Source organism: Ruegeria sp. BHSC276 (assembly GCF_059612945.1).
Genome location: NZ_JBXWRP010000001.1, coordinates 213,044 through 227,649 on the forward strand (window position 1 = coordinate 213,044; position 14,606 = coordinate 227,649).

The 14,606-nt window shown below is 62.8% G+C and carries 13 protein-coding genes; 4 read left to right on the forward strand and 9 right to left on the reverse strand.

What is annotated here, in order from left to right; all coding sequences use genetic code 11:
- Positions 1–49 precede the first annotated feature (49 nt).
- The gene (locus AC2FMD_RS01065) at positions 50–1,582 is read right to left on the reverse strand and encodes an acyl-CoA carboxylase subunit beta (RefSeq protein WP_496794556.1); all 1,533 of its coding nucleotides are present in this window, start codon (positions 1,580–1,582) and stop codon (positions 50–52) included.
- 172 nt (positions 1,583–1,754) lie between these two features.
- Between AC2FMD_RS01065 and AC2FMD_RS01070 the strand changes: the two genes are divergently transcribed.
- Complete coding sequence (locus tag AC2FMD_RS01070) at positions 1,755–2,960, forward strand: multidrug effflux MFS transporter (protein ID WP_496794557.1); 1,206 nt, start codon at positions 1,755–1,757, stop codon at positions 2,958–2,960.
- Between the two features lie 64 nt (positions 2,961–3,024).
- Positions 3,025–4,425 carry a helix-turn-helix domain-containing protein gene (locus AC2FMD_RS01075; RefSeq protein WP_496678732.1) on the forward strand — a complete coding sequence of 467 codons (1,401 nt, stop codon included), beginning with the start codon at positions 3,025–3,027 and terminating at the stop codon, positions 4,423–4,425.
- 39 nt (positions 4,426–4,464) lie between these two features.
- Here the strand turns inward: AC2FMD_RS01075 and AC2FMD_RS01080 are convergent, their stop codons facing one another.
- From AC2FMD_RS01080 to AC2FMD_RS01110, 7 genes are all read right to left on the reverse strand, one after another.
- Positions 4,465–4,710: an HP1242/YdcH family protein gene (locus tag AC2FMD_RS01080; protein ID WP_496678730.1), complete on the reverse strand. Its 246-nt coding sequence runs from the start codon at positions 4,708–4,710 to the stop codon at positions 4,465–4,467.
- A gap of 101 nt (positions 4,711–4,811) precedes the next feature.
- A complete protein-coding gene (locus AC2FMD_RS01085) occupies positions 4,812–5,399 on the reverse strand; it encodes a thermonuclease family protein (protein ID WP_496794558.1) in 588 nt (195 codons plus the stop codon).
- Positions 5,400–5,510: 111 nt separating this feature from the next.
- Positions 5,511–7,169 carry a choline dehydrogenase gene (betA, locus tag AC2FMD_RS01090; protein ID WP_496741042.1) on the reverse strand — a complete coding sequence of 553 codons (1,659 nt, stop codon included), beginning with the start codon at positions 7,167–7,169 and terminating at the stop codon, positions 5,511–5,513.
- An 86-nt stretch (positions 7,170–7,255) separates the two neighbouring features.
- Entirely contained in the window at positions 7,256–8,764 is a 1,509-nt protein-coding gene (betC, locus tag AC2FMD_RS01095) for a choline-sulfatase (RefSeq protein WP_496741045.1), read from the reverse strand.
- Positions 8,761–9,333: a choline-binding transcriptional repressor BetI gene (gene betI, locus AC2FMD_RS01100; protein WP_496678724.1), complete on the reverse strand. Its 573-nt coding sequence runs from the start codon at positions 9,331–9,333 to the stop codon at positions 8,761–8,763. Before betI ends, betC begins: the two co-directional genes overlap by 4 nt.
- Positions 9,334–9,417: 84 nt before the next feature.
- Positions 9,418–10,326 carry a DMT family transporter gene (locus AC2FMD_RS01105; protein ID WP_496794559.1) on the reverse strand — a complete coding sequence of 303 codons (909 nt, stop codon included), beginning with the start codon at positions 10,324–10,326 and terminating at the stop codon, positions 9,418–9,420.
- Between the two features lie 40 nt (positions 10,327–10,366).
- Positions 10,367–10,966, reverse strand: coding sequence for a LysE/ArgO family amino acid transporter (locus AC2FMD_RS01110; RefSeq protein WP_496685882.1), 600 nt, complete (start codon positions 10,964–10,966; stop codon positions 10,367–10,369).
- Positions 10,967–11,051: 85 nt separating this feature from the next.
- Here AC2FMD_RS01110 and AC2FMD_RS01115 point away from each other — a divergent pair, with 85 nt between their 5' ends.
- The gene (locus tag AC2FMD_RS01115; protein ID WP_496794560.1) at positions 11,052–11,930 is read left to right on the forward strand and encodes a LysR family transcriptional regulator ArgP; all 879 of its coding nucleotides are present in this window, start codon (positions 11,052–11,054) and stop codon (positions 11,928–11,930) included.
- Positions 11,931–11,978: 48 nt separating this feature from the next.
- On the opposite strand, the gene AC2FMD_RS01120 is transcribed toward AC2FMD_RS01115, so the two are convergent.
- Complete coding sequence (locus AC2FMD_RS01120) at positions 11,979–12,719, reverse strand: YebC/PmpR family DNA-binding transcriptional regulator (RefSeq protein ID WP_496794561.1); 741 nt, start codon at positions 12,717–12,719, stop codon at positions 11,979–11,981.
- 110 nt (positions 12,720–12,829) lie between these two features.
- Here AC2FMD_RS01120 and AC2FMD_RS01125 point away from each other — a divergent pair, with 110 nt between their 5' ends.
- The gene (locus AC2FMD_RS01125; RefSeq protein ID WP_496794562.1) at positions 12,830–14,602 is read left to right on the forward strand and encodes an SLC13 family permease; all 1,773 of its coding nucleotides are present in this window, start codon (positions 12,830–12,832) and stop codon (positions 14,600–14,602) included.
- The last annotated feature ends 4 nt before the right edge of the window (positions 14,603–14,606 follow it).

Sequence of the window (14,606 nt, forward strand, 5' to 3'; positions counted from 1 at the left end):
GTCGGTCAATCCTGAATGTCTGGCGGACAAGGGGCTTGCGCCCCGCAACCTACAACGGAATGTTGTCGTGTTTTTTCCACGGGTTTTTCAGCTGCTTGTTGCGCAGGCTGGCAAAGGCCCGTGACACCCGGCGGCGGGTCGAATGCGGCATGATCACCTCGTCAATGAAGCCACGCTCGGCCGCCACGAAAGGATTGGCAAAGCGATCCTCGTAATCCTTGGTGTGCTGCGCGATCTTTTCTAGGTCGCCCAGATCGGCGCGGTGAATGATTTCGGTGGCGCCCTTGGCCCCCATCACCGCGATCTCGGCGGTGGGCCACGCATAGTTGAAGTCGCCACGCAGGTGTTTCGACGCCATCACGTCGTAGGCACCTCCATAGGCCTTGCGGGTGATGACGGTCACTTTGGGAACGGTCGCCTCGCCATAAGCAAACAGCAGCTTGGCGCCATGCTTGATGACCCCGCCATATTCCTGGCTGGTGCCGGGCAAAAAGCCCGGAACGTCGACGAAGGTCAGGATCGGGATCTCGAAACAGTCGCAGAAGCGCACGAATCGCGCGGCCTTGCGGCTGCTGTCGATGTCCAGACAGCCGGCCAACACCATCGGCTGGTTGGCCACCACGCCCACGGTCTGCCCCTCAAGCCGAATGAACCCGGTGATGATGTTCTTGGCGAAATCCTCCTGGATTTCGTAGAAATCGCCCTCGTCCGCCACTTTGACGATCAGTTCCTTCATGTCATAGGGCGTGTTGGGATTTTCCGGCACCAAGGTGTCCAACGACATCTCGACGCGGTCCGGCTCGTCGAAGAAGGGGCGAACCGGGGGCTTGTCGCGGTTGTTCAGCGGCAGGAAGTCCACCAGACGGCGCACCTCGGCCAGCGCCTCGACATCGTTCTCGAAAGCGCCGTCGGCCACGCTGGACTTCTTGGTGTGCGTCGACGCACCGCCCAATTCCTCGGCAGTGACGACCTCGTTGGTGACAGTTTTCACCACGTCGGGGCCGGTCACGAACATGTACGAGGTGTCCTTGACCATGAAGATGAAGTCGGTCATCGCCGGGCTGTAGACCGCGCCACCGGCACAGGGTCCCATGATCACCGAGATCTGCGGCACTACGCCAGAGGCCATGATATTGCGCTGGAACACCTCGGCATAGCCCGCCAGCGAGGCGACACCTTCCTGGATTCGCGCCCCACCCGAGTCGTTGATGCCGATCACCGGCGCGCCGTTCTGCATCGCCATATCCATGATCTTACAGATCTTCTGCGCATGTGTTTCCGACAGAGAACCGCCGAACACGGTAAAGTCCTGGCTGAACACATAGACCATGCGGCCATTGATCGTACCCCAGCCGGTGACGACGCCATCTCCGGCAGGTTTTTGTTTTTCCATACCGAAATCGGTGCAGCGGTGGGTCACGAACATGTCGAACTCCTCAAAGCTGCCTTCGTCCAGCAGCAGCTCGATCCGTTCGCGTGCCGTCAGCTTGCCGCGGGCATGCTGCGCGTCGATCCGCTTCTGCCCCCCTCCCAGGCGCGCGTTCTCGCGGCGGTTTTCCAGCTCGGCCAGGATATCCTTCATCTCGATCGTCCCCTGTGAATTTTGCAGGGACAATATAGACAGCTCTGCGTCACCCAAAGCCCTTTTCGGCAAATTTGCAAACCATTGGCAATGCGTGGCAACTAAATTGCAAATTGGCTAACCTCACCAGCGCGGCATGGCCTTTGCGCTACCTTCGATCTAAGAGTGAACCATGCAGTTCAGATTCACCACCGCTGATCGTTCCCCTCCGACACTTGCGACACTGGTCCTGCTGTCCGGCCTCAGTGCGCTCAGCATGAACCTTTTCCTGCCCAGCCTGCCCTTCATGGCAGAGTATTTCCGGGCGGACTACAAGATCATGCAGTTGTCGATCGCGCTGTACCTGCTGGTCAATGCGGTGCTGCAGATCGTGATCGGACCGATCGCGGACAAGGCCGGTCGGCGGCCTGTGCTGCTGTGGGGGCTCGCGCTGTTTCTGCTGGCGACGCTGGGGTGCATTTATGCCCCGAATGTCGAGACCTTCCTGACCTTTCGCATGGCACAAGCGGTCATCGTGGTCGGCATCGTGCTCAGCCGGGCTGCAGTACGGGACATGTACGATCAGGATCAGGCCGCCTCGATGATCGGTTATGTCACCATGGGCATGGCCGTGGTCCCCATGATCGGGCCGGCCATCGGCGGCATTCTCGAAGAGAGTTTTGGCTGGAAAGCCAATTTCTGGTTGCCGTTCGGGCTAGCGGCGCTGGCGCTCGGGCTGACCTATCTGGATTTCGGGGAAACTTCGGCCAAAAGCGGTAAAACCCTGCTCCAGCAGTTCCGAGAGTATCCCGAACTGCTGATGTCGCCCCGCTTTTGGGGGTACTCGCTGTCCTCGGCATTCTCCTCGGGGGCGTTCTTTGCCTATCTGGGGGGCGCACCCTTCATCGGCTCGGAACTGTTCGGCCTGACGGCAGCCCAGGTCGGCATCTATTTCGGCGCACCGGCGGTGGGCTATTTCTTCGGCAACTTCATCAGTGGGCGCTTCTCGGTCCGCTTTGGTGTCAACCGGATGGTGCGCTGGGGGTGCTGGCTGAATGCCATCGGGGTCGCCCTTTCGGCGGGCCTGTTCCTTTTGGACAAAGGCTCGGCGCTCAGCTTCTTCGGCTTCATGACCTTTGTAGGCCTCGGCAATGGCATGTCCATCCCGAACGCAACCGCCGGCGCCCTGTCGGTGCGCCCACACCTGGCGGCCACCGCCTCGGGGTTGAGCGGAGCGATCATGCTGGGCGGCGGGGCGGCACTCAGCGCGCTGGCTGGAGCCCTGCTGACGTATGAAACCGGCGCGATGCCTCTGCTTTGGCTGATGCTCGCCACCTCGGTCCTCGCCATCATCGCCATCAGTTCGGTCATCTGGCGCGAAAGGCAAATCGGCTTGTGAGAGACTTGCGAGACTCGCTTTGCAAAGTTAGGCTGACCAAGCAGAATAATTGCAAAGACACCCAATGGCCACTCAGAAACTCTATGCTGGCGCCAAGCTGCGCGAAATGCGCACACGCCTGACACTGACGCAAAAGGAATTCGCCGCCAAGCTGGGCGTGTCCCTGCCCTATCTGAACCAGATGGAGAACAACAACCGGCCGATCTCGACCACCGTCGTTCTGGCGCTGGCGCAGGAATTCGGCATGGACGTGACCGAGTTGAGCACCGGCGACAGCGAGCGTCTGGTCTCGGACATGCGCGAGGCGCTGGCCGATCCGGTCTTTGCCGATGCCACGCCACCGCTGGCCGATCTGCGCCTGACGGCCTCTAACGCCCCGGCCCTGGCGCGGGCCTTCATCGAACTGCACAGAGCCTACAGGCAGACCCACGAACGGCTGGCCTCGCTGGACGAAGCACTGGGCCGCGAGGACGCGCGCATTCAGGCCAGCCCCTGGGAGGAAGTTCGCGATTTCTTCCACTATTGCGACAATTACATCGATGCGGTGGACCGCGCTGCTGAACGCTTTGCCGCCCGAGCCGACGGACCTGGCGGCATTCGGCAGGCCGCGCTGGAAAGCCTCGCAGAGCGCGGCATTCAGGTCACATTCGAGGATATCCGGGCCCTGCGCAGCTATGACGGTCAGACCAAGACCCTGCGCCTGTCATCGCGTGCGGCGCCGCAGACGCAGGTCTTTCAGTTGTTGCTTCAGGTCGCCCTGATCAGCCAGGACAAGTTGCTGGAGGCCACGTTGGATTTTGCCAAGTTCCAAAGCGGCGAGGCCCGCGCAATCGCCAAGATCGGGCTGGCGAACTACTTTGCCGGCGCATCCCTGATGCCCTACGGCGCTTTTCTGAACGCTGCCAGGGACTATCGGCACGATCTGGAATTGCTCAGCAATAGGTTCGGCGCCTCGATCGAGCAGGTGGCCCACCGTTTGTCCACGCTGCAGCGTCCGGGCGCCAAGGGCATTCCGTTCTTCTTCGTGCGGGTCGATCAGGCGGGAACGATCACCAAGCGCCACTCGGCCACGCGGCTGCAATTTGCGCGGTTCGGCGGGGCCTGCCCGCTGTGGAACGTGCACCGGGCCTTCGAGACTCCGGGCCATTTCCTGCGGCAGCTGGCCGAAACGCCGGACGGGGTGCGCTATATCTCGCTGGCGCGGGACGTGTCGAAATCAGGGGGGTCCTTCGGCGCGCCGGTGCGGCGCTATGCCATCGCGCTGGGATGCGAGGTGCGCCACGCCGAGGCGTTGGTCTATGCCGATCATCTCGACATCAACAATGCCAGCGCCTATGAGCCGATCGGCATTTCCTGCCGGATCTGCGAACGCAAGACGTGCCACCAACGGTCGGTGCCGCCGCTGGAACGGCGCCTGACAATCGACGCGAACAGCCGCGGCACTCTGCCCTACGAGGTGACATGAAAATACGAGGGGCGGGTCGGTCACCCGCCCCGCGCGGTGTCAGGCCGTGGCCTTGGACAGGATCGCCCAAATCTCGTCCTTCAGCGCGGCGCGTTTCTTTCGCAACTCGGTTTCGGCCAGTTCCTCCATCGGTTCGATATTGGTTTCGGCGCGATGCACCGCCCGGTTGACCTCATGGTATTCATCCGCCAGTCGGGCGAAATGCGCGTCCGACTGTTTGAGCTGGCTCATCAACTTGACCTTGTCGGGAAATTCTTCGGCCAGTTCATGTGGCGTATGTGACATATGTTTTCGCTCCTTGTCTTGATATTGCCATCAACGTCTAAAGCCTCTGATCAGACTCATCTTTGACGCGGATCAAGATGCGGATTGTCTGGCAGACTTTTTCACTGCCGCGCAGCGCGCCATCCGGCCGCGCGCGCTTCTGCGGGTGAGCAGAACCAGCGTTCGCCCTTTGCCAGGCTGATCCTGGTGCGCGCATAATGCCTTTGTCCGGGCATGTGATAGATTCGCACGCCCTTGGACGAAATGTTGCCCTTGATGTCGCAGCCCTTGCTGGCGACCTTGCGCTTTTGCCCGCGGTACAACCAGGGCGCCTGCACCGTTCCGGCGTGCAGGCCGACCCCCGCGGCGGCGGCACGGTTTTCGTCGGCGATGTAGTCAACCGAGTATTTTCGAAAGGCGAAGGCCAGACCAGCCTGCACCAACATTGCGCCGGCATCGGCGCCCTGCACCGTGCAAGACGCGACGACCCGGCCATAGCGGTCGGTAACGCGCCGCATGCAGACCGCTTGCATGTCGCCGAAATTCTGCCGGACCACATGCGTGACCCAAGCGCCGCAAGACCAGATCGCTCCGCTTGGGTCCTCGCAGGTCTGGTCGAGTTCAGGCGCGTCGATCCCGTGCAGGCGGACACGCAAGCCGCCCACGTCCCACGTATCGGCATCAATGACCTTGATACGGCCCGTCAGCATGTCAGCGGCATTCGCAGTCGCAGCAAAAAGAACAAATGCTAAACAAATTCTTAACATGGGCACGATATGCCCGGCCGGTGCCGGACATTCAACCCATGCTGCTACGAAAGGTTAACGCTGCGCGGTCTGCCAGTTCGGGTGGATCCAAGGCCGGTCATTGGCCCGGGGCAGCGGGTCTTTGCCCAGCAAATGATCCGACATCTTTTCGCCCACCATGATCGACGGCGCGTTCAGGTTGCCGTTGGTAATCTGCGGAAAGATCGAGCTGTCCGCCACGCGCAGCCCATCCACCCCGATGACGCGGCCCTGCGGGTCGACGACCGCGTTCGGGTCGTCGGCCCGCCCCATGCGACAGGTGCCGCAGGGGTGATAGGCGCTTTCGGCATGTTCGGCGATGAAGGCGTTCAGTTCTTCGTCGGTCTGCACGTCAGCGCCGGGCTGGATCTCCTTGCCCGCATAAGGCTTGAACGCGTCCTGCCCGAAAATCTCGCGGGTCAGGCGGATGCAGGTACGGAAATCCTCCCAGTCCTGCTCGGTGCTCATGTAGTTGAAGCGGATCACCGGCGCGTCCTCGGGCTTGGCCGAGCGCAGCGTCACCTCCCCGCGCGAGGGTGAGCGCATCGGCCCCACATGCGCCTGGAAGCCATGCCCCTCGGCTGCGGCCTTGCCGTCATAGCGCACGGCGATGGGCAAGAAGTGGTACTGGATATCCGGATACTCGATCCCTGGCCTCGAGCGGATGAACGCCGCGCTTTCAAATTGGTTCGACGCGCCAAGGCCGGTCTTGGTAAACAGCCATTGCGCCCCGATCAGGCCCTTGCCGAACAGGTTCCAGTACTTGTACAGCGTGATCGGCTGCAGCGAGGCCTGCTGGATATACAGTTCCAAGTGATCCTGCAGGTTCGCGCCCACGCCGGGCCGGTCGGCGACCACGTCGATGCCGTGCTCGGCAAGATGCGCAGCCGGTCCGATCCCCGACAGCATCAGAAGCTTGGGCGAGTTGATCGACGAGGCCGCCAGCACCACCTCGCGCCGGGCGCGCACGATCTGCGTGCGGCCACCACGGATCAGTTCGACCCCGGTTGCGCGGCCATCCTCGATCACCACGCGTGTGGCGAGGCCCCGTACGATATCGCAGTTCGGGCGTTTCAGCGCGGGCTTCAGATAGGCATTGGCCGCCGACCAGCGCCGCCCCTTCCAGACGGTCTGCTCCATCGGGCCGAAACCTTCCTGTTTCTCGCCGTTGTAGTCATCGGTCAGCTCGTAGCCAGCCTGCCGCCCGGCCTCGACGAAGGCATTGAACAGAGGGTTCTTGCGCGGCCCCCGTGACACATGCAGCGGGCCGTCGCTGCCGCGCCATATCGGGTCACCGCCGTGACCGCCGTCGTGCCAGCTCTCCATCCGTTTGAAATAAGGCAGAACATCCGCAAAGGACCAGCCATCTGCGCCCATATCGGCCCAGGTATCAAAGTCGCGCGCATGGCCGCGCACATAGACCATCCCGTTGATCGAGGACGACCCTCCGATCACCTTGCCGCGCGGGCAGGCCAGCCGCCGGTTGTTCAGGTAGGGTTCGGGCTCGGACTGATAGCCCCAGTCATATATCGACATGTTCATCGGATAGCTGAGCGCCGCCGGCATCTGAATGAACGGCCCGGCATCGGTGCCGCCATGCTCGATCACCAATACCGAGGCCCCCGCCTCGCTCAGACGATAGGCCATCGCACATCCGGCGGATCCGGCGCCGACGATGACGAAATCTGCTTCCATGGTCGTGTCTCCATTGGCCCCGACCGGTGGCGCGGGATGTCCCGTGCGTTGCCACCAGTGGGTTTTTCTTCAAATCTTGAAAGAGGTCATTCGCCGCGCGGAAAGCGCTGGCTTTCCTCGAGGTTGTCCAGATTCATGTGGTTGCGCATGTAGCGTTCCGACGCTTTCTGCAGCGGCTGGTAGTCCCACGGGTAATAGCCGCCCTGCCGCAGCGCCTCGTAAACCACCCAGCGGCGCGCCTGGCTGGCGCGCACCTCGGCGTCGAACCGGTCCAGATCCCAGCGCGCCTCTGACTTGGCCCGCAAGGTTTGCAACGTGCCGGCGTGTTCCGGTTTTTCGGCCAGGTTCTCCAACTCGTGCGGGTCGGCCTCGAGGTCGAAGAGCTGTTCGGGGTCCAGCGCGCAGCGGCTGTATTTCCAATTACCATAGCGCATCGACACCAAGGGTGCATAGGAGGCCTCGGCGGCGTATTCCATCAGGACCGGCGCCGTCCGCTCGGCGCCATTGGCCAGCGGCACCAGGCTTTCACCATCGGTCCAGGGGGCGATCTCGGCCATGTCCACACCCGCCAGCGCGCCCAGCGTCGGGGTCACATCGACAGTCGAAACCGGGGCGTCGATGCGGCCGGTCGGCAGGCCCGGCGCCGAGATCATCAGCGGCACCCGGGCCGAGCCTTCGTAGAAGTTCATCTTGAACCACAGGCCCCGCTCGCCCAGCATGTCGCCGTGGTCGGAGACGAAGAGGATGATCGCCTCTTGCCGGGTGGTCTCCAGAACCTCGAGGATCTCTCCGATCTTGTCGTCCAGATAGGTGATGTTGGCGAAATAGGCCCGGCGCGAGCGGCGGATATCCTCTTCGCTGATGTCGAAACTGCGCCAGTCATTGGCGTCGAATATGCGCTTGGCGTGCGGGTCCTGGTTGTCGTAGCCCAGATCCGGGACCTGCGGCAGCAGGTGCTCGCAATCCTCGTACAGGTCCCAGTACTTTCGCCGCGAAACATAGGGGTCATGCGGATGCGTGAAGCTGACGGTCACGCACCATGGACGGTCATCCTTGCCACGGGCCAAATCATACAGCTTGGCCTTGGCGTGATATGCGACCTCGTCGTCATACTCCATCTGGTTGGTGATCTCGGCCACGCCGGCCCCGGTGACCGAGCCCATGTTGTGGTACCACCAGTCGATGCGCTCGCCCGGTTTGCGGTAATCCGGGGTCCAGCCGAAATCGGCCGGATAGATGTCGGTGGTCAGGCGGTCCTCGAACCCGTGCAACTGGTCGGGCCCAACAAAATGCATCTTGCCCGACAGGCAGGTGTAGTATCCCGCGCGGCGCAGGTGATGGGCATAGGTGGGGATGTCGCTGCGGAACTCGGCCGCGTTGTCATAGACCCCCGTGCGCGAGGGCAACTGGCCGGACATGAAGCTGGCCCGCCCCGGCGCACACAGCGGCGAGGCCGTATAGGCATTGGCAAACCGCGTTGACCGCTCCGCTAGTTTCTTGAGGTTGGGCGCGTGCAGCCAATCGGCGGGACCGTCGGGAAAGAGGGTTCCGTTCAGCTGATCCACCATCAGGATCAGAATGTTGGGTTGTGTCATTTTTCGGCCTCGAGCAAGGTCGTCAGGACGCGCATGGCGTGGGAAACGGCCAGTTGCGGTTCCTCGGGCGCGGAAAGAGCGGCGCGGATGTACAGACCGTCGATCAGGGCGATCATGTTCTCGGCCGCCTCGACCGGGTCCCTCATCAGCGGGCGCAAAGCATGGATCAGGTTCGACCGGATCCGTGCCTGATAGATCTGCCACAGGCGCAGCGCGTCATCGTTGGTTTGAGCCAGAACGTAAAAGGTCATCCACGCGGCGATCACGTCGGGGGTAAAGCAGGACGGCGCAAAACAGGCGCGGATGATGGCCTGGGCGCGTTGGTCCGGCGGGGCGGATTTCAGCTCCGACCGGGCCTCGGCGCCGAAATCGCCCAGGATGCGGCGCATGGCGGCCAGGAATATCTGGTCTTTTCCGCCGAAATAGTGATGCGCCAACGCACTGGACATGCCGGCCCGCTTGGCAATCTGGCTGACGGTCACATCCAGCGATTTCTTCGCGCCCAACTCGGCGATCGTCGCCCTGACGATCGCATCGCGCCGGATCGGCTCCATTCCAAGCTTCGGCATACGCGCCCCCAACATGACCCATGTCGGAAAAACGCTAAGACCTTTTTATTGACTCGTCAATCAATAACGGGAAGGCGACCACCGTCAAAGCTTGGGCGCTAGGCTGGGCGGCGTCAAGCCGCTGCGGTTCAGCACGGCCTCGCGCCAAGTGATGAAACTGACCGCCCCCAGGATCAAGGTGCCGCCCGCGACCACCCAGATATCCACACCTTCGTGAAAGACCAGCGCGCCCAGCAGGGTGGCCCAGATCAACTGCAGGAAGGTGACCGGCTGAGTTACGGCGACGGGTGCGGCCTGCAGGGCCAGTGTCATGAAGTAATGGCCGGCCGTGGCAAAGCTGGCGATCAGGAACAGCACGCCGATGTCACGAAGGCTGGGCGGCGTCCAGACTGCGATCGCAAAAGGGATCAGGAAGATCGTCGTCCAGATCGACAGATGTGCCACCACGACCGAGGGCCGCACATCCCGCACCATCGCCTTGGCCAGCAGGTATGACCCCCCTAGCATCAGCGAGGTGCCCAGCATGGCCAGGTGGCCTGCGGAAATCTCGCGAAATCCCGGCCGCAGGATGATCGTGGCCCCGATGATGGCCACCAGCACGGCGGCGATGCGGCGAAAGGCCATGGTTTCGCCCAGAAAAAGCGCGGCACCCAGCGTCACATAGACCGGGGTAAGATAGTTCATGGCCGTCACCTCGGCCAGCGGGATGCGGGTCATGGCAAAGAACCACAGCATCACGCCCACCGCATGGATGGCGCCCCGGACCGAAAACAGCGTCAGGTTGCGGCGGTTCAGTCGGGTCGTCAGGATGGCCCGCGCGGCCGGCAGCAGGAACACGAGACCCAACGCATAGCGCAGGAAGGCGGCCTGGATCGGGTCCATCGTGGTGCCCAGCAATTTGACCAGGGCGGTCATCCCGACAAAGGACAGGCCGGCAGTGAACATCCAGAACATGCCGGCCAGGGGCCGGCATTGGGCGGCGAGAGCTGTCATGGATTTGGTTGAACACCGAAAGCCGCTGGGGAACAAGCCCTTACATCGCCACCAGTTTCCACGCGATGGCCAGCATCACCAACCCAATCAGCAGGTCCAGGACCTGCCACGCCCGCGGGCGGGCGAAAATTGGCGAAAGCACCCGCGCCCCGTATCCCAACGAAAAGAAAAACACGAAGCTGGCCGACATCGCCCCCACCGCGAACCCCAGCCGGTCGGGATATTGTGCCGAGATCGACCCGATCAGCACCACCGTATCCAGATAGACATGCGGGTTCAGCCAGGTGAAGGCCAAAACCGTCAGCAGTGCCGCCCGCAGGCTGGTGCGCTGTCCCTCGGCCAGTTCCAGTGCCGCTCCGCCACGCCAGGCCGAGGCCAGGCTGCGCAGCCCGTACCACGTCAGAAACAGCGCACCGCCATAACGCATCATGGGCTCAAACCAGGGTGCGGCCTGCGCAAGGCTGCCAAAGCCCGCAACACCGGCGGCGATCAGGATCGCATCCGAGATGGCACAGGTCAGGCACAGGGCAAAGACGTGTTCGCGCCGCAGCCCCTGGCGCAGCACGAACGCGTTCTGCGCGCCGATGGCCAGGATCAGGCTGAAGCCCAGCGCAAAGCCCGAAAACATGGATGCCGTCATGGAACCTCCTGTGTCGCAGGTGTTGACTACAGCCCGAGTGGCCTTTTATCAAATTAAAGATGCTAACTATAAATTAGAACTTCTAATGGTAATCGACCGGAATCACCTGGCGGCGCTTGCGGCCATCCTGCGGCGGGGCAGCTTCGAGGCCGCGGCCGATGAACTGGGGGTCACCCCTTCGGCGATCTCGCAACGGATCAAGGCGCTGGAAGATCGGATCGGGCTGTCCCTGATCCGACGCGGTACTCCTTGCACGGGCACCGAGGCCGGGCAAAGACTGGCCAGACATGCCGAGGATATCGGTCTGCTCGAAGCGCAACTGCGGCGTGAGTTGGCCCTGGATGCAGAGCACGGCCCGGCCCCGGTCCGCATCGCCGTCCCGGCCGACAGCCTGTCGGCCTTTTTCATCGAGGCCATGGCGGCGGTGGACGGAATGCTGTTTGATTTGGAGATCGACGACCAGGACCACTCGGCCGAATGGCTGCGGCGCGGCGAGGTCAGCGCGGCTATCACGGTGGGCGGCCAGACGGTGCCCGGCTGCGCGGCAACGCCGTTGGGAGCGCTCAGGTACCTGCCCACGGCCAGCCCGGCCTTCATCGCGCGCTGGTTCGCAGACGGTGTGACGCCGCACAGCCTCTCTCGCGCGCCTTGCCTGACCTTCAACCACAAGGACATGCTGCAAAAGGCATGGATCGAGACCCGGACCGGCAAGCGCCTGTCGCCACCGACCCATTTTCTGCCTTCGTCGAGCGGCTTTGTTACGGCGGCTGCCGCCGGTCTGGGTTGGGGAATGAACCCGGAACCTCTGGTACGGTCCGCCATTGCCGACGGCCGCCTGTGCGAGATCGAGCCGGACGCCCCGCTGGACGTGCCGCTGACCTGGCAGGTCGGGCGTATTCTGGCACCGGCGCTGACCCCGCTGACCCGCGCCGTGCAACAGGCTGCAAAGCAGGTTCTCAACTGAAAAACCCGGCCCAAGGGCCGGGTTTTCTGGCAACGTGATGCGGTGGCGTCAGAGCTGCGCCATCACCTCGTCAGAGGCTTCGAAATTGGTGGTGACGCGCTGCACGTCATCATCGTCTTCCAGCGCCTCGACCAGCTTCATCAGGCGCTGCATGTCCTCCAGCTCCAGCTCGGTCGTGGTGGTCGGCTTCCAGACCAACTTCGTCGATTCCGATTCACCCAACGTCGCTTCAAGTGCATTGGCGACTTCGTTCAGGTCGGTGTCGGCGCACCAGATGATGTGGCCGTCTTCCGAGCTTTCGACATCTTCTGCGCCGGCCTCGATGGCGGCCTCGAAAATGGTGTCGGCATCGCCCGCGGACGCCGGATAAACCACCTCGCCTTTGCGCTCGAACATGAAGCCGACCGAGCCGGTCTCGCCCAGGTTGCCGCCGTTCTTGGCGAAGGTCGAGCGCACGTTCGATGCGGTTCGGTTTTTGTTGTCGGTCATGGTTTCGACGATGACCGCGACACCGTTGGGGCCGTAGCCCTCATAGCGGATTTCCTCATAGGCCTCGGCATCGCCACCGGTGGCCTTCTTGATCGCGCGTTCGATGTTGTCCTTGGGCATCGACTGCGATTTCGCTTCTTTCACGGCCAGACGCAGACGCGGGTTCTTTTCCGGATCGGGATCGCCCATCTTGGCGGCCACGGTTATCTCTTTCGACAGCTTGGAAAACAGCTTGGACCGCGCGGCGTCCTGGCGCCCCTTGCGGTGCTGGATGTTGGCCCATTTGGAATGGCCTGCCATGTTGCGTCCTCGTAATCGTGATTTGGTATTCGGCGCACATATAGACGTTTGCGGGGCAAAGGATCAAGACACCCACTTGCCCGTCGGTCCGGCGCCGCTATGGTGGCCGAATGACAACGGATCAGATCATTCTCTTTGCACTGTTCATTACCGTATTCGGTCTGCTGCTGTGGGGCCGGTTCCGCTATGACTTGGTGGCTTTCGCTGCCTTGATGATCGGCGTGATCCTGGGCGTTGTGCCGGTTGAAGGCGCCTTTGCCGGCTTCGGCCATCCGGCCACGATCATCGTGGCGCTGGTGCTTGTGGTCTCTGCCGGGCTGGTGCGGTCGGGGGCGGTGTTCCTGATCACCCGCACGCTGGTCGATGCCTCGCGGAGCCTGGGTGCGCATATCGCTCTGATGGGCGGGATCGGAGCCGTTCTGTCCGCCTTCATGAACAACGTGGCGGCGCTTGCGCTGTTGATGCCTGTCGATATTCAGACCGCGCGCAAAGCCGGGCGCCCCGTTGGTCTGTCGCTGATGCCGCTGAGCTTTGCCACCATTCTGGGCGGCATGGCCACATTGATCGGCACACCGCCCAACATCATCATCGCGTCAATCCGGCAGGAGACCCTGGGCGAGCCGTTCCAGATGTTTGATTTCGCCCCTGTTGGCGGGCTGGCGGCCATCGCAGGTCTGGCCTTCGTCGCCCTGATCGGCTGGCGGTTGATCCCAAACCGCGGCGAACAGACCGAGAGTTCGGAAACGCTGGCGGAGTACATCGCTGAACTGACGGTCCCGGCCGGGTCGCCTCATATCGGCAAGCGCGTCGCCGAGTTGGACGAGATGGCCGAGAAATCCGACGTCGCCATCATCGGCCTGATCCGGGACGGCAAACGCCGCTATGGCCGCGCGGCAAACGCGATCCTTCAGGAAGGCGACGCGCTGGTGCTGGAAGCCAGCCCCGAGGCGCTGGATGAATTCCGCGCCGCGCTGAACCTGGATTTCTCGGATGCCCGCCGGCAAGAGCTGCTAACGGCTGCCGGCGACGGGTTGGAAGTGATCGAAGTCGTCGTACCCGAAAGCGCCCGCATCGCGGGTCGTACCGCACAGGGGCTGGGGCTGGCCTGGCGGCAGAACACGATCCTGATGGGCATTTCCCGCCAGGGTCGGCGCATCACTGAACAGGTCCGCAAGACCGAGGTGCAGCCGGGCGACATTCTGCTTCTGCTGTGCCCGCGCGACCGAGGCGCGGACGTGACCGAGTGGCTGGGCTGCCTGCCTCTGGCCCAACGCGGCCTGAACGTGACCGCCAATGACAAGGCATGGCTGGCCATCGGCTTGTTCGCCGCTGCCGTTCTGGCCGCCAGCATCGGGCTGATCTACCTGCCCATCGCGCTGGGGCTTGTGGTTATCGCCTATGTGCTGACCAAGATCATCCCGATCTCCGAGATCTACAATCAGATCGAGTGGCCGGTCGTGGTTCTGCTGGGCTCGATGATCCCGCTGGGCAGCGCGTTGGAAAGCTCGGGCGGGACGGAACTGATCGCGAATGCGCTGGTTCAACTGACCGACGGCCTGCCGGCTTGGGCTATTCTGACGGTTTTGATGGTCGTGACCATGACGCTGTCGGACGTGCTGAACAACACCGCAACCGCCATCGTGGCCGCGCCGGTGGGCATCCAGATGGCGCGCACGCTCGAGGTTTCGCCCGATCCCTTCCTGATGACGGTGGCGGTGGCCGCCTCGGCGGCATTCCTCACACCGATCGGACACAAAAACAACACTCTGGTCCTGGGGCCCGGCGGCTATCATTTTGGCGACTATTGGCGCATGGGCCTGCCCCTGGAAATTCTGATCGTGGCGGTTTCGGTCCCGGCGATCCTTGTGTTCTGGCCGCTGTGAGGGC